Source organism: Vibrio sp. RE86 (assembly GCF_013114545.1).
Classification (GTDB): Bacteria; Pseudomonadota; Gammaproteobacteria; order Enterobacterales; family Vibrionaceae; genus Vibrio.
This window is the reverse complement of record NZ_VTXI01000005.1, coordinates 120,980-143,867: the sequence shown is the minus strand read 5'-3', so window position 1 is coordinate 143,867 and position 22,888 is coordinate 120,980. Positions and strand designations below refer to the sequence as shown.

The 22,888-nt window shown below is 44.9% G+C and carries 22 protein-coding genes and 1 tRNA gene; 1 reads left to right on the top strand and 22 read right to left on the bottom strand.

Annotation, left to right across the window (positions count from 1 at the left end):
• Window positions 1-170: 170 nt before the first annotated feature.
• The 3 genes from F0231_RS07050 to F0231_RS07040 all read right to left on the bottom strand — a co-directional run bounded on the left by F0231_RS07050 (window position 171) and on the right by F0231_RS07040 (window position 3,508).
• Window positions 171-258, bottom strand: a tRNA-Ser gene (locus F0231_RS07050).
• Window positions 259-402: 144 nt separating this feature from the next.
• Window positions 403-852 (bottom strand): L-alanine exporter AlaE, encoded by a 450-nt coding sequence (locus F0231_RS07045; protein ID WP_171759010.1) that lies wholly within the window; start codon window positions 850-852, stop codon window positions 403-405.
• Between the two features lie 223 nt (window positions 853-1,075).
• Entirely contained in the window at window positions 1,076-3,508 is a 2,433-nt protein-coding gene (locus tag F0231_RS07040) for a hybrid sensor histidine kinase/response regulator (protein WP_171759009.1), read from the bottom strand.
• 127 nt (window positions 3,509-3,635) lie between these two features.
• Between F0231_RS07040 and F0231_RS07035 the strand changes: the two genes are divergently transcribed.
• A complete protein-coding gene (locus tag F0231_RS07035; protein ID WP_171759008.1) occupies window positions 3,636-4,205 on the top strand; it encodes a UPF0149 family protein in 570 nt (189 codons plus the stop codon).
• A gap of 55 nt (window positions 4,206-4,260) precedes the next feature.
• On the opposite strand, the gene F0231_RS07030 is transcribed toward F0231_RS07035, so the two are convergent.
• From F0231_RS07030 to F0231_RS06940, 19 genes are all read right to left on the bottom strand, one after another.
• Window positions 4,261-5,298 carry a potassium channel family protein gene (locus tag F0231_RS07030; protein ID WP_171759007.1) on the bottom strand — a complete coding sequence of 346 codons (1,038 nt, stop codon included), beginning with the start codon at window positions 5,296-5,298 and terminating at the stop codon, window positions 4,261-4,263.
• Window positions 5,299-5,402: 104 nt separating this feature from the next.
• Window positions 5,403-6,464, bottom strand: coding sequence for a quinolinate synthase NadA (gene nadA, locus F0231_RS07025; protein WP_171759006.1), 1,062 nt, complete (start codon window positions 6,462-6,464; stop codon window positions 5,403-5,405).
• A gap of 126 nt (window positions 6,465-6,590) precedes the next feature.
• A complete protein-coding gene (ybgF, locus tag F0231_RS07020) occupies window positions 6,591-7,358 on the bottom strand; it encodes a tol-pal system protein YbgF (protein WP_171759005.1) in 768 nt (255 codons plus the stop codon).
• Window positions 7,359-7,373: 15 nt separating this feature from the next.
• A complete protein-coding gene (pal, locus tag F0231_RS07015; RefSeq protein WP_171759004.1) occupies window positions 7,374-7,904 on the bottom strand; it encodes a peptidoglycan-associated lipoprotein Pal in 531 nt (176 codons plus the stop codon).
• A gap of 33 nt (window positions 7,905-7,937) precedes the next feature.
• Complete coding sequence (gene tolB, locus F0231_RS07010) at window positions 7,938-9,290, bottom strand: Tol-Pal system beta propeller repeat protein TolB (RefSeq protein WP_171759003.1); 1,353 nt, start codon at window positions 9,288-9,290, stop codon at window positions 7,938-7,940.
• Window positions 9,291-9,300: 10 nt separating this feature from the next.
• Complete coding sequence (gene tolA, locus F0231_RS07005; protein ID WP_171759002.1) at window positions 9,301-10,371, bottom strand: cell envelope integrity protein TolA; 1,071 nt, start codon at window positions 10,369-10,371, stop codon at window positions 9,301-9,303.
• Between the two features lie 12 nt (window positions 10,372-10,383).
• Window positions 10,384-10,827, bottom strand: a complete 444-nt coding sequence (locus F0231_RS07000; protein ID WP_171759001.1) for an ExbD/TolR family protein — start codon at window positions 10,825-10,827, stop codon at window positions 10,384-10,386.
• Window positions 10,828-10,832: 5 nt separating this feature from the next.
• Window positions 10,833-11,531, bottom strand: coding sequence for a protein TolQ (tolQ, locus tag F0231_RS06995; RefSeq protein WP_171759000.1), 699 nt, complete (start codon window positions 11,529-11,531; stop codon window positions 10,833-10,835).
• Complete coding sequence (ybgC, locus tag F0231_RS06990; RefSeq protein ID WP_171759113.1) at window positions 11,521-11,952, bottom strand: tol-pal system-associated acyl-CoA thioesterase; 432 nt, start codon at window positions 11,950-11,952, stop codon at window positions 11,521-11,523. Before ybgC ends, tolQ begins: the two co-directional genes overlap by 11 nt.
• A 151-nt stretch (window positions 11,953-12,103) precedes the next feature.
• On the bottom strand, window positions 12,104-12,406 hold the full coding sequence (gene ybgE, locus F0231_RS06985; RefSeq protein ID WP_171758999.1) for a cyd operon protein YbgE: 303 nt from the start codon (window positions 12,404-12,406) through the stop codon (window positions 12,104-12,106).
• A complete protein-coding gene (gene cydX, locus F0231_RS06980) occupies window positions 12,399-12,506 on the bottom strand; it encodes a cytochrome bd-I oxidase subunit CydX (RefSeq protein WP_000270284.1) in 108 nt (35 codons plus the stop codon). The genes ybgE and cydX overlap by 8 nt, the downstream gene beginning before the upstream one ends.
• Window positions 12,507-12,518: 12 nt before the next feature.
• Window positions 12,519-13,655, bottom strand: a complete 1,137-nt coding sequence (gene cydB, locus F0231_RS06975; RefSeq protein WP_171758998.1) for a cytochrome d ubiquinol oxidase subunit II — start codon at window positions 13,653-13,655, stop codon at window positions 12,519-12,521.
• A 13-nt stretch (window positions 13,656-13,668) separates the two neighbouring features.
• Window positions 13,669-15,255, bottom strand: a complete 1,587-nt coding sequence (gene cydA, locus F0231_RS06970) for a cytochrome ubiquinol oxidase subunit I (RefSeq protein WP_171758997.1) — start codon at window positions 15,253-15,255, stop codon at window positions 13,669-13,671.
• 478 nt (window positions 15,256-15,733) lie between these two features.
• Window positions 15,734-16,738, bottom strand: a complete 1,005-nt coding sequence (gene ruvB, locus F0231_RS06965) for a Holliday junction branch migration DNA helicase RuvB (protein WP_171758996.1) — start codon at window positions 16,736-16,738, stop codon at window positions 15,734-15,736.
• A 10-nt stretch (window positions 16,739-16,748) separates the two neighbouring features.
• On the bottom strand, window positions 16,749-17,366 hold the full coding sequence (gene ruvA / locus F0231_RS06960) for a Holliday junction branch migration protein RuvA (protein ID WP_171758995.1): 618 nt from the start codon (window positions 17,364-17,366) through the stop codon (window positions 16,749-16,751).
• 115 nt (window positions 17,367-17,481) lie between these two features.
• The gene (locus F0231_RS06955; protein WP_171758994.1) at window positions 17,482-19,065 is read right to left on the bottom strand and encodes a hypothetical protein; all 1,584 of its coding nucleotides are present in this window, start codon (window positions 19,063-19,065) and stop codon (window positions 17,482-17,484) included.
• Window positions 19,066-19,124: 59 nt separating this feature from the next.
• Window positions 19,125-19,646 carry a crossover junction endodeoxyribonuclease RuvC gene (gene ruvC, locus F0231_RS06950; RefSeq protein ID WP_171758993.1) on the bottom strand — a complete coding sequence of 174 codons (522 nt, stop codon included), beginning with the start codon at window positions 19,644-19,646 and terminating at the stop codon, window positions 19,125-19,127.
• A 53-nt stretch (window positions 19,647-19,699) separates the two neighbouring features.
• On the bottom strand, window positions 19,700-21,439 hold the full coding sequence (locus F0231_RS06945) for a glycoside hydrolase family 36 protein (protein ID WP_171758992.1): 1,740 nt from the start codon (window positions 21,437-21,439) through the stop codon (window positions 19,700-19,702).
• Between the two features lie 214 nt (window positions 21,440-21,653).
• Window positions 21,654-22,613 (bottom strand): porin, encoded by a 960-nt coding sequence (locus tag F0231_RS06940; protein ID WP_171758991.1) that lies wholly within the window; start codon window positions 22,611-22,613, stop codon window positions 21,654-21,656.
• Window positions 22,614-22,888: the final 275 nt, after the last annotated feature.

The window sequence follows — 22,888 nt, the reverse complement described above, 5'->3', positions numbered from 1 at the left end:
TCATTCGTAGTAATACTAACACCAATATTCAAGCTTGGTATTACTCAAAGTATTACCTGTGTCGTGGGATTTAATGAAAGCTCTTGAGACCGTAAAAACACGTAAGTTATTGATTTTACTTTTCTTTAGGCAAGAAAAAAGACGTCCTGGGACGTCTTTAATCATGAATGTGGCGGTGAGTGAGAGATTCGAACTCTCGATACGTTGCCGTATACACACTTTCCAGGCGTGCTCCTTCAGCCACTCGGACAACTCACCGAATCAAATTGTGGTTGGTATCGTTAACCAACGAGGCGCTAATTTAATGATTCTAATGGGTTAGGTCAAGCCTAATACCTAAAAAAAGCGTCTTAGATTGTTTGATTGGTTATTAACTAACACATTCGATCATGAATCATGCAATTAGGCTTCCTGATAGTAGCCCGGTACTTTGAACCATTTACGGCACATATCTAGGAAGTAACCATAAAGCACACCCATTCCGCATGAAACTACAGCGTTAGATGTCACTGCCGTGATAATTTGATCAGTCGATGCACCAACAGTGAAAAGAATCGCGGCATACACGGGCGATTGGAATAGCACGTAAGCGACAAGGTCGGAGATGTTTTTCATCACACCTGTGTCAGAAAGGCGTGAACCTTGGCGTAGTACAAAATCACGGAACATACCGTAAGGCCAAGCGATAGCGATATTGACGGGAATCGATAGAGTTCGTGAAGCAAGAGATTGCTCAAACGTCATACCCGAAATGAAAATCTCAATGATCATTCCAGAAATAAAGCAGAAAACTACCATTGCAAACGTATCTGCAGCAGCGTTGCGAATGCAAAAAGGTCCACGAGACTTCATTCTTACCTCAAAACAAAAAACTATAAAATCAACGAATCAACAAAACATACCTCTACAACCAATCATACTGACCAGTTGATAAGGCTATTAAATCATTAAAATTACAGTTTTAGATTTCAAAGTTAAAACAAAGAAGTAAATAAACAACCAAATTATGGAATTAAACTAGATGAAATCGCTAACTTTCGTGACTTAGAACAATTATTCATCACATTGATGTAATTTAGTTACAGTAATCTTTTAATTCTACTGCTAGAACATCGATATCATCTTGAGTTGGAAATTTCCCTTCAGATAAATCGGTATTAATCTGTGTTAGGTTACTTTCTAAAACACCAGATACTTCGTTGCCTAGGCGATGTTTTATCTGTTCAAAGTTCGTTTTCGCCGTTTTTAGGTCCTGATTTTCTATGGCCATAAAGAACATCATCAAAGGCTCTTCTACGAGAATTTGAGCGGGTTCTTTCGCCATCTTGAGTAGCTTAGGTTTATATTGGTACAGCTGAGCTGAGTGGCTCAACAAGGCATCATCAAGTTCAGTTTCATCGATAGGTTTAGAGATGATGTAATTCGTGCCAGCCGCCATCATTCGTTTCCATGTATCTTTGAATACATCCGCAGTACAGCCAAAAATAAGCACGTTCGACCGATCATCTGGCAGTGATCGAATTGCGGTGGTAGATTCGACGCCGTCCATCACTGGCATGTGGTTATCCATTAGAATAAGGTCGTATTCTCCTGTTCTGACGGCGTGTACCGCAAGTTCGCCATTTTCAACACAGTCGCAAAAGAAGCCTTTATTGGTCATAAAGGTATTCAGTATGATTGAGTTGGTGCGATTATCTTCCACAATCAGCACTTTGAGGCCACGGTAATCTAATCGTTCATGTTCGGTAAATTCGGACAAAATTGGCTCACTCACATCGAGTCTAAGAGCGACTTCAAAACTCGAGCCAATCCCGACTTCGCTGGTGAGTTTGATATCCCCATCCATTAATTCGCAAAGCTGTTTCACAATCGCAAGGCCTAGTCCTGTTCCTCCAAAACGGCGAGTCGTTGAAGACTCTGCCTGCTCAAAAGGTTTGAAGATTTTATCTTGCGCAGACTTGTCGATACCAATACCGGTATCTCTCACACGGATAATAAGGTAGTTGTCCGCTCCTCTTCTCTCTTCTTTAAAGCTCGCTTCTACATACCCACGAGACGTGAACTTAACGGCATTGTTGAGCAAGTTAAACAGAACTTGTCTTAAACGTGCTTTATCACACTGATACCAGCGCCCTTCAGGTACCTCTGAATACACTTTGAACTGTAAGCCCTTTTCTGAGCACAAGGTATAGTAAACACTATTAATACTCCCTATGATCGCCTCTAGCGGAAATGGCGCGCGTTCGAGTTCGATACGCCCTTGCTCAACCTTGGAGAAGTCGAGAATCTCATTGAGCAGCGTCATCATATGCTCGCCTGATTCGTAAAGCGTCTTCATGTGTTTGCGCTGCTCGTTAGTCAGGTCGCTTTTCAGTAGAATTTGTGCCGTACCTAACACGCCATTCATCGGGGTTCGAATCTCATGGGACAAAGTGGCTAAAAATGCGCTTTTCGCTTTGGTTGACGCTTGTGCTTTTACTTTCTCTTCTTCGAGATAGACCGTTTTTTGATTGAATGAGTCGATCAAATATTTGATTTCATCGTTACTGTTGTAGCGAAGTTCAATTGTGCCACCCTGTTTGGACTCTTCTACGCTGCGCGCAATGACAACAATTGGAGAGATTAAGAAGCGATTGATCAAGAAGTAGCCAAACATTACGAATGCCAACATGATAGGCACAATTACGGCCTCAACTTTCGTGACCAAGTCATAGACCTGCTCAGCCACTAAGCGTTTCGCATTCACGACATCAACACTCCAATTGAAGTCACCAAATGTGTGCTTACTGATGTAGATATTGTCTGCGAGTTGGAAGTTATATTCGGTGATCACGTCACCATAGCCATCACGGAGTATCACGCCAAGATCATACTCTTCGGCGTGTAATCGAACGAAGTCAACTAACGACTCCAATGAGATATCAACCGTTGCGACGCCAGCAAACTGGCCATCAATATAATAGGGCGAGGAGGCAGTAATCATCTGGATATGGGTGAACGAATCAATATAAACCGGAGACCATGAGACCGTACCTAGGGGTTTATCGACGACTGAGGTGTACCACATTTCACTGTTATAACCACCCGATTGAGGGTTATCCCATGAGAGGATTTGATCCACTTTCCCATCATTAGCGCGATTAAAGAAAAGACTTTTGAATGCCTGGTCTGACTCGACAGAATAAGGTACTGGCCATAAACCGCCACTGATGGTCACGTCATCAATCAATGAAAACAGTTTGTGCAGTAAGTATGCTTGATGTTCTTGCGACTCGTTGTTACTGCCAATACTGACGACGCCTTGCAAGATACCAAGAGACTTATTAATAGGTTCTTTGATCTGTGTGGAGATAAGCTCTGTGCGTAAGTCGAGGTTTTTGGTCAGTTGCTCGCGCGTCGGCGGCTCAACGACCATATAGCTGATCGTACCAATCAATGCGACAGCCAGTGCCAAATAGATGGCTAGCGCAATAATACTTTTCCTTTTTAACGACGAGCGTATATCCATAAATCTTTGAATTTTTGTTGTTTAATAAAAATTATAGCGAATATATATACACAGCAACCTTTTTCTATCAAGTCTTGACTGTTACCATTGCCACATCACAAGTCCCAACTTTTATAGGGTAGCTATTTTGACTCTACAACAACTTCTCTCTTTACCTGAACTTGAAGGTAAGCTTATTAACGAAGCGAAAACACATGGCTTTGTAACAGCGATGGCTGCTGCACCTCATGTATTGACTCCACATGAGTGGCTACCCTTCCTTTGGGGTGGTGAAGAAGTCGCGCCATTTGGTGATGGTGAACAGTTAGAAACCTATATCGAACATATCATCAACCTGTGGAACGAATACCGCCCCGCACTACTTGAAAACCGTTGGGTGTGGCCAGAAGCATGTACACTGGATGAAGAAGACATTGTGACCGAAGCAACACGAGATTTCTGTGAAGGTGTACTGCAAGGTTGGCAACTGGCTCGTGATGATTGGGAAACCATTATGCCAGAAGAAAGTGAAGACAATGCACTGCTAGGTGGTGTGTTGCTGTCTCTGAGTATGCTTTATGACCCAGAAACGTCTATCGCTACGTTGGCAGAACAAGGTATTGAAGGATTAGAGCAGTTTGAAGAAATCTTCAACGCAATGCCAACCATGCTATGCGGCCTGACGATGCGTGGTTCGATGCTAGTTGAACAGCCATAATCGACCACTTGTCGCTGAACAAAAAAATCGCAGTTTCGGCTGCGATTTTTCGTTTCTACTTGTCTATTTTGTGCCAAGCAAACTCGTCAATTCGTTCGTCAGCAATGTAGAACACCTTTGAACCCGGTGAGATTTCTCTATCAAGATCAGGGTTGAGCTCAATGCCGTGCCCCACATCTAAGGCAATCAAGGTCGCTTGATGGGCTTGCTTCATAAATTGAAACGCATCTTGCACTAATATCGTCGAACGATCTGACGGATACTCCGTTGAGTACTGAGTCATTCCTCGCGTTGATGCTAAAAGCTCTTGATGAAGTGCACTTGAACCTGGGTCTACCGCCGCTTTTGCCAGCATCTCAGCCCCAACAGCAGGAATACACTCTGCATTCGGGCAGTGTTGATTCAGAAGATTACTCAAGGCTTCATCTTTGAAGTAAGCCAATAGATGTGCATTTGGATTGACGTTCGCGCTGTAGAGTGCAGCCGATAGCGTAATATCATCTTCTAGGTTATCAACGACGATACAACTCGCCTTTTGAATTGCCGCCTTTTCCATCTCTTGGGAGTCAGTGTAACTTGTCACCTTCACAAACCCTATTTCACCTGGCAGTGGGTTCTCAATATCAGATCGACTACACAGTACAATCGGGCGTTTTCCTTCTTCTTCATGCTGCAACATGCGAATGAGGTGCATAGTACGCTGCCCATTCCAACCCAACAGTAATATATGATTTTCCACACCAACTCTCCGTTTACCTAATATACCTGCACGCCAATACTCAACAGCGCTTGTCGCTAAGCGACCTATCAATGCTGCAAATAGTGTTAATCCACCCGGAATAACCAACAAGATCACTACCCACTTACCTGCGACGCTTTCTGGGGAGTAGTCACCATACCCGACGGTCGACGCTGTCACCATCAAGAAATAGACGAACGTTGATAGCTCATCAGTAAGTGAATACTCACCACTTGCTCTCAATAATGTCCATGACAAGACAACATAAACGCCGAGCAAAATGGCTAGATTGCGATTGCTTAAATTAAATAGATGAGTGTGTAGCCACTTTCTAAATATTACCCAGAGGGACATAGTACTCCTTACTGTATTTGCTTCGATGATTACTTGTAACGTAACAAAAGCGATAAAAAAACCAGCCATAAGCGGCTGGTTTCAAAAGTGTGATAACAAGCGGTTTACGCGTTACCTTTAACCTGCATATTTAGCTGTTCAGCAAAATCTAGCATGCGATTTAATGGAATCAATGACTTAACACGCAGCGCTTCATCAACAAAGATTTCATGCTCTTCTCCGCCTTCACGCAGTGCCGCTTCAATCGCTTTTAGACCGTTCATTGCCATCCAAGGACAATGCGCGCAGCTACGACATGTCGCACCAGCGCCGGCTGTTGGTGCTTCGATTAGTTCTTTCTCTGGAACCAACTGCTGCATCTTAAAGAAGATACCTTTATCCGTTGCTACGATCATTTTCTGATGAGGAAGCTCTTTAGCGGCTTTAATCAGCTGACTAGTAGAACCCACTGCATCTGCAAGCTCTACAACACTTGCCGGTGATTCTGGGTGAACCAAGATCGCTGCGTCTGGGTAGACAGATTTCATCTTACGCAGTGCATCAGCCGAGAACTCATCGTGAACGATACACTCACCTTGCCATAGCAGCATGTCTGCGCCGGTCTTGTTCGAAATGTAAGAACCTAAATGGCGGTCTGGACCCCAAATAATTGGCTTGTCTTCAGCGTCTAGGTGCTCAACGATCTCTAGGGCAATACTTGACGTTACCACCCAATCTGCGCGCGCTTTTACTGCTGCCGATGTGTTGGCATAAACAACAACCGTGTGGTCAGGGTGTGCGTCACAGAACTCAGAGAACTTATCAGCCGGACAACCAAGATCCAAAGAACACTCTGCTTCTAAGGTTGGCATCAGGATGCGTTTTTCTGGAGTCAGAATCTTAGCGGATTCACCCATAAAGCGAACACCACCGATGATCAGCGTGCTTGCTGGATGACGGTTACCAAACTTGGCCATTTCAAGAGAGTCACCCACAAAGCCGCCTGTCTCTTCAGCAAGTGCTTGAATTTCAGGGTCAGTGTAATAATGGGCAATTAAAACCGCGTCTTTCTCTTTCAGAAGCTTTTTAATATTTGCGGTGTACGCTTGTTTTTCGTCTTCTGACAGTGGAACCGGTTTTGGTGGGAATGGGTAAACTGTTTCGATTTTATCTAATATGTGGCTCATTGCTCTTGCGCTACGCTACTTCCAGTAATCCGAGTATTGTAACCCCACAGATATGCAGATTCCACTCTTAAAGGAAAGCAACAAAAAAGGAGCAACATGGGCTCCTTTTAATTCTTTGATCCGAAACTAAAGATTTTGTTTCGCTAAGTTTGCTGATGCACTGCTTGGATACTCATCAACGACTTGTTGATAGTACTTCTTCGCTTGAGCTTCATTGTTATTGCGCTTGGCAATATCACCTAGTTTAACGAGCGCGTCTGCTCGCTTGTTCGAATCTTTGTAAGTGATTACCGCTGCAAAGCTCTTCACCGCTTCTTTGTCCTGCTTTTTAGCAAAATAGAGCTGTCCTAACCAATAGTGAGAGTTAGGCGTGAAGCTTGAGTCTGGATAATCTTTTTGAAACTGTTGGAAAGCAGCGATCGCACCGGTGTAATCACGCTTTTTCAAAATGAGATCAACAGCATTCTGATACGCTGTCTGCTCGTTGGCGTCAGAGCTAAACGTCCCTCCAGCAGGCTTCGCTGGTTCCGTTTTGTCTGCAACGACAGGCGCTGATGTTTGACTGCGCACCTTATCGAGTTCGATAAAGAGCTCACGTTGACGCGTCAACATTTGCTGCATGTCGTACGTGCTTTTCTCAAGTTGACCACGAAGCTCACTAATTTCTAACGCCATCTCGTCAAGCTGTTGTTGCATTTGCAACTGAACACGATTTCGGTTTTCCAATAGGCGCTCTAAGCGCTGAATATCAGTTTCGCTTCCACGAGCTGAAGAGGAAGAAATGGCAGTATTGCTACCGCTTAGGTCGGATACTGGAGCTGGTGCAGCGAGTACACTACTCGCTGCACTTGCCAGTAACGTAAGCGTAACAACGCGCTTTAGGTTACTGAACATGAGGCTATTCCTCAATTAGTACACTAGAACTGCGCGGCGGTTCTTAGCGTAAACATCTTCTGATTGACCTAGAAGAAGTGGTTTCTCTTCACCGTAGCTAACGATAGAGATTTGGTCTGCTTGAACACCTAGAGCTTGTAGGTACTTAGCAACTGCTGTAGCACGACGCTCGCCTAGTGCGATGTTGTACTCAGGAGTACCACGCTCGTCTGCGTGACCTTCGATAGTTACGTTAAGGTCAGCGTTCTTGCTTAGGTATGCTGCGTGTGCAGAAAGCATTGCTTCGTAATCGCCAGCGATAGTTGCGTTGTCAAATGCGAAGTAAATAGTTTGAGTTTCGCGTAGCGCTTGCTCTTTAAGCTCTTGCTCAGACAGCTCACCGTTTTGGCCAATTGGAGAAACTACTGTGTTGCCATCTGTTACTACAGATTGGTTAGTTTCAGTTGAACCAGAAGTGTTTGCTGCATCGTCACTTGAGCTACATGCTGTAACAGCTAGAACTGGTAGCGCAATTAGAAGCCCTTTAAGAACTTTGTTCAGTTGCATTGTTATAGTTTCCTTATTATTGATACTTACTTGCTACAAAAATGGAGACCATGCTGGCGCACGAACTCGCCCATTTGTCGCCGGTAATCTTGCTTTGAATCGTCCATCAATGGACACCATTGAAAGCACATTCGTTTTGTTATAGATCGAGCTATAAATGACCATTCCGCCATTTGGCGCAATACTTGGTGATTCATCAAGCAGTGTCTTGGTCAACGTTTGCATTGCTCCAGTTTCTAAATCAAGCTTCGCTAAATTAAAACCAGAGTTACTGCGGTTAACCATCACTAGGAAGCGACCATCAGGTGTAATTTGTCCACCTAGGTTCTGGCTACCTTGCCAAGTTAAACGGTTAGTCGAACCATTTGCCAAATCTACTTGATAAATTTGAGGTTTTCCACCCCTATCCGACGTAAAGATTAGGGATTTGCCATCAGGGTGCCAAAATGGCTCCGTATTGTTTGAGCGGCCACGGGTGATTTGGGTGAGCTTACGCGTATTTAGGTCTAGAGTGTACACCTGCAGGCTACCCGTTTTGGATAGGACCAATGCCAGTTTGCCGCCATCAGGAGAGAATCTTGGCGCGCCATTGTGACGTGGGTATGACGTTACTTTCTCACGCTCGCCTGTATAGATGTTCATGATAAAGATTTCAGCTTGACCGTTTTGGAAACTCACGTACGCAAGCTTTTTACCATCTGGAGACCATGCTGGAGACATTAGCGGCTGCTTAGAACGAAGTACTAGACGCTCGTTGAAGCCATCATAATCAGAAACACGTAGCTGATATGGGAACTGTTCTTTGTCATTCACTACAACATAAGCAATACGTGTTAAGAATGCGCCTTTCTCACCCGTAAGTGCTTCATAAACAAGATCCGAAATTCGGTGAGCATATTCGCGCATTCGCTTGCCTGGAACGGTCGCTCGCTTGTTAAAGACAACGTGATCTTTAGAGAGAACCAGTTGGCCATCATTACTTAGCGCTTTGCTTTGGCCTTGTGTTAATTGACCACGAACCACATCAACAAGTTGATAATTGATGACGTAATTACCTTCAGCGTTTTGAGTAATAGAGCCTGTCACAAGCGCATCTACACCTAGTCCTGTCCAAGCACTAAAATCGACTTCAGACTCGTTGTAAGGAGTTTGCGGCATTTTGCTCGTCGCCACTGGACTAAACTTACCACTTCGCTGTAGATCAGAAGCAATCACAGCAGACACATCTTCTGGCAGTTTACCTGCACCTTCCCACTTGAATGGTACGATTGCTATCGGACGTGCCGAATCAATACCATCTGTAATTACCAGTTCCAGAGCCGCATTTGCGGTTTGGAACACACCCATCACAGTGAGCATACATCCTAATATTAGTCGCTTTAACACAAGCTTTTCCTTATAAATCAGGTACTACAGTTAAATTGATATTCTTTACTTTATTAACCACTTCCGGGTCAGCCGGTAGAGGAAAGCTGTTTACTTGAGCAACAGCCCGTTTCGTTGCTGCGCACAATCTGCTGTCTCCACCTAGCACTGAAAGATCGCCAACAATTGCGTCCGCTCCCGTTGGGATCAGACGCAAGTTAACCTTGCACGACTTTCCCCTGAAACTGTCCTCTAGAAGTAGATTCTGCTGAATCAGCTGGGTATAAATCGCACCATAGCGGTCGGCTTCGCTTGATAAATGACTAGAACGTGCCGAGCTATTCAATTCAGATTCCGACTCTAACCCTGCAAAAATGTCATTTAATGCCGCTTCTTGCTCTTTACGCTCACGCTCTAAACGTTCGAGACGTTCTGTCTCTTTACGCGCTTTTTCAGCGGCTTCTTTTGCAGCTTTCTCTTTCGCTATACGTTCTTGCTCAGCTTTTTCAGCCGCTTCACGTTCACGACGTGCTTTCTCTTTTGCTTCTTGAGCCGCTTTTTCACGCTCAATTCGCTCTTTCTCTGCTTTAGCAATGGCCGCTTGTTTCGCTAAACGTTCTTGCTCAGCTTTCTTGACCGCTTGCTCTTTGGTCTTACGCTCTGCTTCTAACTTTGCAGCGCGCTCTTTCTCTTTTTTAGCGCGTTGTTCTTCCGCTTTACGCTCTTTTTCTTTCGCAAGTCGACGTTTTTCAGCTTCTCGAGCCGCTTTAGCCTCTTTAGCTTGCTGCTCTTTCAGTTTTCGAATTCGCTCTTCTTCCGCTTTGCGATTTCTCTCAAGCTGTTCGCTTTCACGGCGCAGCTTATCTAAGCGGTCCTGCTCTTTTTTCGCCGCTTGCTCTCGCTGGCTGCGAATTTGTTGAGCTTGCTGTCTGACTAAATCAGGGTCAATCACAACGGCTTGAACCATGCGCCCAACAGGCTCAGGTTTGGACATTGTGAAATCTGTTCCCCAAATCAAGGCAACAATCAAAACAGCATGTAAAGAAGCCGAAATCAGTATCGGCTTCTTGTAGTCACTTTTCTTAGGTTTATTCTCTTTCATGAACGACGAAAGTTATTCCTTTATATCTGTCAGCAGCCCGACTTTCGGGATACCTGCACGACTCAGTTCGTCAAGAACCAATACGACGTCCGCATACGGAGTTGCTGCATCACCACCCACCGCAACCGGCGAGTCAGGTTTAAGAGAGAGCTCAGCTTTTACGCGTACAATAATGTCTTGGAGAGAAACACCACGCATCATCTCTTCATCATTGACGCTCAGACCTAAATTACCATCACGATCGATTTCAACAATGATAAAGCTGGCATCACTATCACCCGCCATATCTTGTGCTGAAACGGCCGCTTCTGTAGTCGGCAGCTCCACTTCAACCCCTTGAGTGACAAATGGAGACGTCACCATGAAAATGATCAGCAATACGAGCATCACGTCGATGTAAGGAACAACGTTGATCTCTGCGGTCATTTTACGCTTTTTAGGTTGGTAACCAGCCATCGCAATTATTCCTTATTAGCGGCGTCTCTACCCGCCATTGCTTGACGGTGTAGGATGCTGTGGAACTCTTCCGAGAAGGTCGCGTAGTTGTGCTCAAGCTTGCCCACTTTACTGCTGAATCGGTTGTAGGCCATTACCGCAGGAATTGCCGCAAATAGGCCCATTGCCGTTGCAACAAGCGCTTCAGCGATACCAGGTGCAACCATTGCCAGTGTCGCTTGCTTCACTTCGCCCAGTGCAATGAAGGCATGCATGATGCCCCATACCGTACCGAACAGACCAATATAAGGGCTGATTGAACCAACAGTGGCAAGGAATGGAAGGTTTGTTTCCAACTCATCCACTTCGCGAGCCACGGAAACACGCATAGCTCGACCAGTGCCTTCCATAATGAAGTCTGGTGAATCAGAGTTTGATTTACGAAGGCGAGCAAATTCAGTAAAGCCAGAGTAGAAAATCTCTTCTGTACCTGAAAGATCGTCTTTACGCTTTTTCACCGTTTGATAAAGGATAGAAAGATCGGTACCCGACCAAAATTTGTCTTCAAAGGTTTCAGCGTCTTTTGATGCTTGGGATAGCACCTTGCTGCGCTTAATGATCATGGCCCAAGATACGATCGACATACCTAAAAGAATCAGCATCACCATTTTTACAAGCAAGCTTGCCTGTAAGAAAAGATCGAGCATCGAAATATCAGCGGTCACTGTCAGTAAACTCCATAATTATTGATTGAGGCATCGCTCTTGGCCTCATTTTCTTATTATCGATACATGCTACCTTAACCATTGCCTTACACAATATCTTACCTTCAGGATTAACGATCTCCTGACAGAACGTAAGTGAGGCTTTCTTAAGGTCTGCGATAGATGTTTTCACTACAAGATGATCGTCGAGGCGCGCACCCTGCAAAAAATCGATATCCATGTGTCGGACTACAAAACCGATGTTTTGTTCCAAAAGAACTTGCTGAGAAACACCTGCAGCACGCAGAAGTTCGGTTCGCGCACGTTCAAAAAACTTCAGATAATTTGAATGGTAAACAACGCCACCCGCATCGGTATCTTCGTAATAGACCGTGATAGGCCATTCAAAAATCGTATTTTGCTCGCTCACTTGGGCATCCATACTGGTTGTTAGACAGTTACTATAACGCAACTCATTACCACCTATGCAAGCGTATTTAACTGAATTCAAAGCTTGAAACAAAAAAAAGCGCCACTCTTTATCGAGTCGCGCTTTTTTTATACAAAATGAGCGGTGCTTTAGACCTATTTCGTTAAATCAATCTTAGTACCGTTAGGTAAATAAGGATGGCCAACGAGAAATAAGGACTAAATAGAACCTGCCAATACCAATTGCGTGGTTTAAAACCCAATCCCGACACCATGCTTGAGCATACAGCCCAAATCAGTAATGGAGAGATAAAAGCGTTAAATCCACCAATCGATTCTGAGTAAACTTCAGGATCCCACATCACCATCGCAACGTGGTAAAAGCCGAGTACCAGAGATAAGGCTCGAAACAGAGCCTTATCGACAGGTGCATGTAGCTTAGCTACTTGCTCAGCGAGATTACTCACTGTCTTTGTCCATCATTTCAGAGTGCTCTAACCAAAGAGCGTTGATGATACCGAATGCACAAGCAAGTAGTACACCTAGAATCCATGCGAAATACCACATAGTAAATACTCCTTAGTAAGCTGAAACGTCGTTGTCTTCGATGTGTTTCTTATCTAGACGGCCGAACATTTTGTAGTAAGTCCAAGTCGTGTAAGCAAGGATTACAGGTACCATTACCGCCGCTACAGCAGTCATAAGACCAAGTGTCAATTCACTCGCTGTTGAATCCCACATAGTCAGACTATGGTTTGGTACTAGACTTGAAGGCATTACGAATGGGAACATTGCAAAACCTGCCGTCAAGATAACACCAGCGTTAGCAAGACTTGAGAATAGGAACGCAAAGCCACCACGTTCGAAACGTGAAGCGATTGCCGCTAGTAGTGGCATAACCACACCAATTGCAGGCGCTGCCCATAGCGCTGGGTACGTTTCGAAGTTAGTCATCCAAGCACCAGCTTCAAGAACGACTTCTTTATTTAGCGGGTTAGAGTCAGCGAATGTGTCGATTGTGCTAGTGATAACATAACCGTCAATTGACTGAACCCAGAAACCGCCTAGTACAAATAGTACCGCTGCAATCAAACCAGTGATCTGTGCAACACCACGAGAGCGAACATGCAGTGCTTCTGTCGTCTTCATTTGCAGCCACGTTGCACCTTGAAGTACGAATAGCATCAAGCTAAGTACGCCACATAGAAGTGCGAATGGGTTAAGCAGTGCGAAGAAAGTACCTTTGTACTCAGACATTAGCAGGCTGTTTAACTCAAACGGTACACCTTGAAGTAGGTTACCAAATGCGACACCGAAGATAACTGGCGGTACAGTGCCACTAAAGCAAAGAGCGTAGTCCCACGCTTTACGCCATTTCGGGTTTTCGATTTTAGAACGGTAATCAAGAGCAAGTGGACGTAGCCAAAGCGCCGCTAACGTTACGTACATTGCTAGGTAGAAACCCGAGAATGACGTAGCGTACACAAGCGGCCATGCAGCAAATAGCGCACCACCAGCAGTGATTAGCCAAACTTGGTTGCCGTCCCAGTGAGGGGCAATCGTGTTTAGCATGATACGACGCTCTGTATCCGTTTTACCGATAACAGGTGAAAGCGATGCAACACCCATATCAAAGCCGTCTGTTACTGCGAATCCAACTAGCAGAACACCAATCAGAACCCACCAAATAAGTCGTAAGATTTCGTAATCAAACATAATATTCCCTCACTTATACTTCGACTGAACGGCCGACTTTGTCTTCAACAGAGTTAGCGTTTTGTTCGAAGTGGTAACGACCTGTTTTCAGGCTGCTTGGACCTTTACGTGCAAATTTAAGCATTAGGTAAACCTCAGCAATTAGGAACACTGTGTACAGTGCGATAATTGCGAAGAGTGACGTCCACAATTGCTCAAGAGTTAGCGCAGATGCAGCAACATGTGTTGGTAGGATTTCACCTACTGCCCACGGCTGACGACCATACTCTGCAACAAACCAACCTGCTTCGATTGCAATCCAAGGAAGTGGGATACTAAATAGTGCTGCTTTTAGGATCCAAGGTTTCTGTTCGATCTTCTGACGACATGTTTGAACGAATGCAGCACCAAACACGAATAGCATGATGAAACCACACGCTACCATGATACGGAATGACCAGAATAGAGGCCAAACTGTCGGGATAGAATCATCCGCTGCCGCTTGAATTTGGTCTTCAGTCGCGTCAACAACGTTTTCTGTGTAGCGCTTAAGAAGAAGGCCGTAACCTAGGTCACCTTTCACTTCGTCAAAGGCTGCCATGTTTTCTTCAGACTTGTCGCCTGCACGAAGTTTTTCTAGCAACTCGTACGCGTACATACCTGTACGGATACGGTCAACGTGCTCTTCACGTAGATCACGTAGACCTGTTACTTGCTCGTCAAAAGAACGCGTTGCAATAATACCCATAACGTAAGGGATCTTAATCGCGTAATCCGTGTGCATTGTCTCTTGGTTTGGAAGACCAAATAGAGTGAATGCTGCCGGAGCTGGTTCTGTGTGCCATTCCGCTTCAACTGCAGCTAGTTTCACTTTCTGTACTTCACCTAGCTCGTAACCAGATTCATCACCTAGTACGATTACAGAAAGGATTGCTGCCATACCGAATGAAGCTGCAATAGCGAATGAACGACGTGCGAATGCGATGTCACGACCTTTTAATAGGTAGTAAGAGCTGATGCCTAGAATGAACATTGCGCCTGTCGTGTAGCCTGATGCTACCGTATGGACGAATTTAACTTGAGCTACTGGGTTAAGAACAACCTCAGCAAAGCTCACCATTTCCATACGCATGGTTTCGAAGTTAAATTCTGCACCCACTGGGTTTTGCATCCAGCCGTTTGCAACCAGAATCCAAAGAGCAGAGAAGTTAGAACCTAGTGCAACTAACCAAGTAACAACAAGGTGTTGACGCTTAGATAGACGATCCCAGCCAAAGAAGAATAGGCCTACAAAGGTAGACTCTAAGAAGAAGGCTACGAGGGCTTCGATCGCGAGAGGTGCACCGAAGATATCACCTACGTAATGCGAATAGTATGACCAGTTAGTACCAAACTGGAACTCCATGGTAAGGCCAGTAGCCACACCAAGTGCAAAGTTAATACCGAAAAGCTTACCCCAGAACTTAGTCATGTCCTTATAGATTTGCTTGTCCGTCATTACGTACAAAGATTCCATGATGGCAAGAAGGAATGCCATACCTAGAGTCAAAGGTACGAAGAGGAAGTGATACATCGCTGTCAGTGCAAATTGCAACCGCGACAGATCAACTACGTCAATCATGTTTACTCCTATGTGTCGGCTGAAGACACTTTCTACATTAATGCATTGTTAGTAAGCGTTGAGCTAACTTAAACGACATTGCACAAACCGAGCAACTTGTTGCCGCAGTTCGTAATATTGTTGCAAAAATGTACCGTAACGGTTAGTTAATTGTTAAGCATCAGCTAATATAGCTGGCGCTAATATTACTGCTAAAAACAGGTTGTTTCAAAAGGTTTATAGGCAGAGTTCGCTTTGATTTGTATCAACTTTTGTGCGGCATTACTGTTTAGATTTTCATCACATTGATCTGTATCAACAGTTTAGGCGGGGTTTTGTTACGGGAGGGTTACCTCCGGAAAGATTGAAGTATTTATGCAAAACAAGTGGTTAACAACTCACTCAATTAAATTACCTAAAAAGTGGTAGGTCATTTTTATTTATGTGATCTTGATCACTCAAAGAAAAAGCCAGCTAAGATTAGCTGGCTTATGAAAACTTATTTTTCAATTCCGAAATGAAGATACGCCCTATCGGTCGCGATTCTTCCGCGTGGCGTTCTTTGCAGGTAGCCTTGCTGGATAAGATAAGGTTCTAAGACATCTTCAATGGTGTCTTTCTCTTCACCAATGGCCGCTGCCATATTATCGAGTCCAACTGGCCCACCCCCAAATTTCTCCATAATGGCCAGCAAAAGCTTTCTATCCATGTAGTCAAAGCCCTGAGCATCGACATCAAGCATGTTGAGCGCTTTATCGGCGACATCAGCACAAATATGGCCATCACCTTTTACTTCAGCGTAATCACGAACACGTCGAAGCAGTCGGTTTGCGATACGAGGAGTTCCACGCGCGCGCCTTGCTACTTCTAATGCGCCCTCTGACTCCATTGACAAGCCAAGGCAATCCGCACTGCGCTGAACAATGTTTTGCAGATCTGGGATCTTGTAGTATTCGAGACGCTGGGTAATACCAAAACGGTCACGAAGTGGCGACGTCAATGAGCCTGCTCGCGTCGTGGCACCAATTAAAGTAAAGGGCGGTAAGTCAATTTTGATTGAACGTGCGGCAGGACCTTCACCGATCATGATATCCAATTGATAGTCTTCCATCGCAGGATAGAGCACCTCTTCAACCATAGGGCTAAGACGGTGAATTTCATCAATGAACAAAACATCGTTTTCTTCTAGGTTGGTAAGCAAAGCGGCTAAATCGCCCGCTTTCTCTAATACAGGACCTGATGTCGTACGGATATTAACGTCCATTTCGTTGGCCACAATGTTTGCCAATGTGGTCTTACCCAAACCAGGAGGACCGAAGATCAACAAATGGTCTAATGCTTCATTACGCAGCTGAGCGGCTTTGATAAAGATCTCCATTTGATCACGAACATGATCTTGACCTTTATAGTCTTTTAACGTTTTTGGACGAATGGCACGATCAATGACATCTTCTTCTTTATAAACTTCATTGTCTGGCGCAATTAAGCGATCCGCTTCAATCATGATCTATGCCTTATACCATGGATTTCAAAGCTTCACGGATAAGCTGCTCGCTGGTCATATCCGCTTTCTTCACTTGAGAGACCACTTTAGATGCTTGTACTGGTTTGTAACCTAGAGCAAGCAGCGCGCTAACCGCCTCTTCTTCCGCACTACCTTGAGCAGTTTCAGGAGTCGAGTCTACAGGCGCAGCGTCCGTAAACGGCGTGAACAGATCGCCCGCACCCCAACCTTTCAGTCTGTCTTTCATTTCAACCACAAGACGCTCTGCGGTCTTTTTACCGACACCCGGAAGTTTGACAAGCGTCGAAACATCTTCACGCTCAACACTTGCGACAAATTGACTTGCCGTCATACCAGAAAGAATACCTAAGCCCAGTTTTGGACCCACGCCATTGGCTTTAATTACTTCACGGAATAGAGCACGCTCTTTGACAGTGTTAAAGCCATAAAGAAGCTGCGCATCCTCTCTGACCACAAAATGAGTATAGATGATCGCCTCTTCACCTATATTCGGTAATTCGTAGAAGCAGCTCATTGGCATTTGGACTTCATAGCCAATGCCGTTTACTTCAATAAGCAGTTCAGGGGGTTGTTTTTCAATCAGAGTGCCACGTAATCGTCCAATCAAGGTAAAGTTCCTATTCGTTCTCTTTTCGCTGAAAATGATAATAATAAATTACTGGATATATAGCCAGTTAAAAGAGTGCTTCGTATTTTAGACTTTTAAACTATTTGAATAAGGATTACTCAATCATTACTCTTCGCACGCTGATTGGGATAATTAGCAGCAACAGCCAAGCACTTAACGTGCCTCCAGAGTTAGATCCATCATCTGGATTCAGGTTACTACCTGCGTCGTCAGCACTGTTATCAGAGCTACTGTCGGCCGCTGAAGCATAAGCGGTAACGTCAAATGCAGGTAAAGAGTTCACCATTCGTTTTCCGCCATACACTTCCACAATATCAACCACAAGGCCTGATATAACCTCATCGTTTGTCAAAATAGGTGCATCAACAATGAGATCGGCAGAGTATTCACCTGTAGGCTCCAGGTAAACCCAACTCGGAACTAGCGAGCGACTATGTGGATTGATTACATCACCTTCCAGCCTAAGTTCAAACGTCACGCTGGCACCATCGTTGTGAGGCTGGGCAGCAAGCGCTATCGTACTTAAACTGCCTTGCTCTATTATAATCTCGGTCGGCATATCTTCACGTTTAGGTGAGACTATGAGCGAAATCGGTTTACTATGAGTCGGATAACTCCCTTCTGAAATCTTCCAAATAGATTCTTGCCAAGCATCACTAGTAATGTCCCAATTCAGTGCTAAATAGGTTTGCTCAGCCTTCATTACACTTGAACTAAAGCCCACCGAACCATCAGTCTCGGCTTCACCGCAGTCCGATGTCCCTGAAATTCCGAAATCACAATCGTAGACCGCGTTAGTAGCTGTACCTGCTTGCGTACCGATAAAACTGCTGACAGATGAAGTGCCTGAAACCGTGCCAACCGAATAACTATTTACTATGCTTATGAAAGGGTCAGCCTCACCCACAAACCCACCCACGCGCTTTGTTCCATTAACATCGGTCTGGCTAAAACTATTTTCTATTGCGCTACCATAAGAAGCTTCTCCGATAAAACCACCAGCAGATGCACTGGTGCCCATGAACACGTCCGAACTCTCTAATGAAGTTATCGAACCAAACGAACGGCTTTGGGAGATGTCACTACCATGAAAATAACCAATGAGTCCGCCTACCGCTCTATCGGCCACTATCACCATCGATGATTCGAGGTTTTCTGCTAGAACATAGTGGCCAGAGCCAATGACCCCACCGACTCTATTTGCACCTTTGATATCAATGTTGCTTTTATCACCATCGCCAGAAAGCGTGATATTTTGAATTTTGTAGTTAGAAGGATTCGCTGCGTGATTAATAAAACCGAATAAGCCTATGTGATCGCTTGTTGGTCGGTTGATGTATAGCCCCGAGATTTCATAGCCTTGGCCATTATAACCTCCTTTAAATTGACTCGAGCCATTACCAATGGGGCTAAAGCCTTTGCCGCTATTCCACTGCTTCGAGTTTGAAAGGTCTATATCAGCGGTTTGAATCCAGTCCGAAGTCCAAGCCGAACTGTTTTCACTTAACCATCGTAACTCACAAACATCCGATATTTGTTTGTTAACAGCAGGGATTGCAGGATACTCCCCGCCGCTCTTTACGCAGGCACCCACATCTTGCGCAGAAAATGCGGGATAACTTAATGTGACAATCGAGGTCAAAAAGCCAATAGATCGTAGGTAATTCATTCCATTCATTCGCATCTCCTTCCCTAGACGCAAACAGGATACCATACTGCATAATGAATACTAACTTTTTAGCGATAGCGCCCTCGGCGAGCTCCCGTCGCCTTGCCTGCGAGCGCAACTAAGGTTTTATTGGTATTTGCATGACATATCGCGACGCCTAGCGCATCCGCTGCATCGGCTTGAGGTTTTGCAGGGAGTTTCAACATTTGCTGTACCATATGTTGCACTTGCTCTTTATCCGCACCACCAGTGCCGGTCACAGCCTGTTTAATCAAACGCGCAGCATATTCGTGCACAGGAAGATCTGCGTTCACTGCAGCCACAATGGCGCTGCCCCTAGCCTGCCCTAGCTTAAGCGCTGAATCTGCATTGCGCGCCATAAACACCTGCTCGATCGCAAAGACGTCAGGTTGGAATTGGGTGATGATTTCCGACACACCCGCGTAAATCTGTTTGAGTCTTCCTGGGAGTTCTTTCTCTGATGTGCGGATACAACCACTGCCCAAATAGTGAAGATGGCGACCCGTCTGACGAATAACCCCGTACCCTGTGATACGTGAGCCCGGGTCTATTCCAAGTATGATAGACATGTATTTCTTTAGTTTTGCTAAGCCTAGCCCGCCATTCTAGTCGAGGCACTAGGCTATAGCGAGGTAATTATTGCTCGGCTTGTTAGCCCTGACTTTAGCGTAACCTCCAACACTTGTGTTGGTTCATGATTTAACTTTTCACCCGTCCAATAATCATACCAATCAGCAGGGTAATCCGCGGTAAGAGTGACTTCTCGTGCGGGTTGGTGGTAGTTAAACAAGCAATGCAGATCGTTGTTGTCCGTCAATGGTAAAAAGGCATGATGCAGGTTCAATGCGGTAAACCTTGCCGCTTCTTGATTGTGCTTATGTCTTACCACCAGCTTAGCCAAGGTTTTCTTCGCAAACGGCGTCAGTTCAGTTAAAGGATCACCAGAGAGCAACAGCCCCCCGCTTGCGAGCAAAGCATCGCGGTGGAACTCGTAGTTACTGCGATCGGTTGCTTGATTAGCGAGCGAGACGAAAGTAGCGCAGTCAGGGTCTATTTGCCATAAGCTGCGGTGCTGCCAACTGCGGTAAAAAGTCTCTTTCGCTATCTGTTCAAAGCGGCGACCACAACGCTCAACGTCATCAGAAACACGCATCGCATCCACCAAACCTAATGATGGCCACATCGGTGCGTTGCAGCCAAGAATGAGTGCGTCACCCGCGCCTTTCACAATCGCTTCCATGCCAAGGCGATATGCCTCAACGCCCGTCACACCTGACTCACGTCGAATCCCTTTCAAGGTTCCCCAGTAATTTGCGTCAAGCTTAAATAGCTCTACCCCCCACTCTTCTCGCATCACTCGCACCACGTTAGTTAAGTGCTCTTGTACTTCTGGATGGGCGGTATCTAAGATGTACCAAGGTGTACAACGCCACCCTGCATATGTCACATCCTCCGCTTTCAATAGCGAACCATCAGCATGACGGACAAACCAATCTGGATGCTGCTCAAATATTTGTGATTCAGCTTGAGCGATAAAGGGAGCCAACCAAATGGCAGGTTTTTTACCGCGAGCTTTGATTTCCGTAACAACCGACTTTATACCTGACGGGAATTTATCCGACGGGGTTAACCAGTCCCCCATGTAGGCTTGGTAGCCATCATCAAGTAAGGTGTAATCGAATTGCTTTAAATACTCCGCCATGTAATCGACGTTCTCTTCGATGTTTTGCTCTGTGACCTCAGCATAGTAGGCGTACCAAGAGCACCACCCCAAAGGTGATGGCTTCTTAACACCTGCTCTGACTGGGTGATGACCCTGAATTCGCTGAGAATACTCTTTATATAATGTCGACAGTGACTCGCCACGCAGTATCACAACAGACTCTAGCAAGTTGGTTGCCCAATCCTGTGGTGATGTTTCCTCTCCATCGATATACGCATTGATACCAAAAGCGCCCTCTTGTTCAACGACGGTGAAATAGCCAGCAAACCGATGACAACTGGTAAAACCAAACAACGCATAACCAAGGGAATCTTCTATTACTAGATAGTTGTAGTAACGTTTTGACGCTTGAGAAGGGTATATGCGATAACTTGGGCTGTTATCTGGGCATCGACCGATATCGATAGGGTTATCCAGCGTGCCTGTTGTTTGCGCGAGCATTTGAAAACCATCGCCGAGCAACGTTGCTTGTCGTTCAAAGTCAAATTCAGTGGAAAAGAGGAGATATTGCGAGCCAATCGGTTGATTGCTTAAACCTTGAAAAGTGAACGTCACTTGGTTGTTGTCGTGCTCAGCAGCAAGGTCGCTATTGGCGATCACTAAAGTGCGTTCGTTCGTGAGAGTAATAGACTTACGCATGGAGAGTTCTTTGTCGTTATTAGTTCCTCAATTAGAGCACTGACATCTGTTGTTGTCTATTTACTCAACGACGCGAACAGTTACGTCGATCACGTTTCCTTGATCGAAAAAACCCTCCATCTCCGGAGGGCAAAAAGGCAGTGGATTATTGCGTTAAGCATCCTGCTTAAAAAACGGCTCACGAGGATGAGCCGTTAATAGACGGAAATTTAGATTAGAATGCGTACGCTAGTTTAACGAATGATTCTACGTCGCCTTTTTCGATGTTGTTGCTTACTTTACCTTCGTCAGAAACGTGGTAAGCGATATCAACAAGTGCAGAGAAGTTGTTTGTGAATGCGTAAGAACCACCAAAGTTTACCGCTTCACGAGTGTCTTCTACCGATACGTAACCAGCAGCTAGGTATAGCGCTTCCATTGAGTAGCCAATAGACGTGTTGTAAAGCTTAACTTTTTTACCGTCAGCGAACTCTTCTTCAGCGAATGTTGCACCAATGCCAACAGCGCCTAGTTTAACTGCACCGTTTACAAGGTATAGTTTGTCTGTTGAACCTTCTTGCTCATCGTTGTCTTCGTAACCTGCGTTAACCATGAACGTCTCGTTTTCGTAACCAAAGTAGCCGTTGTAGCCACCTTGACGGTCATCGTTGTCATAGTTACGGTCACCAAAGTAAGAGATGCCGTATTTGAAGCCTTCTTTCTCGCCTTCAAACTTTACTACTTGACGAGCGTCAGATGCATCTGAAGGAGACCATAGGAACTCGATTGTTTGGTCAGCAGCACCGTCAACAGCATCTAGAGCAGTGTCATTTGCGTAACCTGCAGAGATCACACCGTAACCAGTTTTATAACCAACCCAAGTGTCAGTAATTGTGAACTCAGCGTCAGATGTGCCGTAGTCATCTTCTAGGTCAAATTCACCACCGAAGCTACCTACAATGTTGCCATTTTCGTAGTTAGCAAAGATATCAAAACCCGTTACGCCACCATTGTAGAATTCTTCTTTCTTCGCGCCAGGTGTACCAACATTGCCATCTTCTGTACGGTCAGTCTGAGAATAACCACCAAGAGCGAATTCACCAGAAACTGTGAACTGGTCACCAGATAGTGCTTCAGCTGCTACTGCTGAACCTGCAACAAGAGATAGTGCTACTGCTAATGCTGTCTTTTTCATTTTTATTTGTTCCTATAAATTTTTATTTATGAGCGCCAGTTCCACCGGCTTGCCCTGGAAGCAGAAATTATTCGCCATACTGATAATTAACAAATAAAACAATAAAAAAAATCCTAACAAGAAAAGACTCAGCAAACGTTTGGAATCTAAAAACATCAAAAATATGCAGATCTTTTAAACAGACAGCATAAATTTTAGAGAACGAGATCACAAAAATTCAGCAATAAAGGTAAAACAATCAAAAGCCACATTCATTCACTTGAATCGAACTAAGT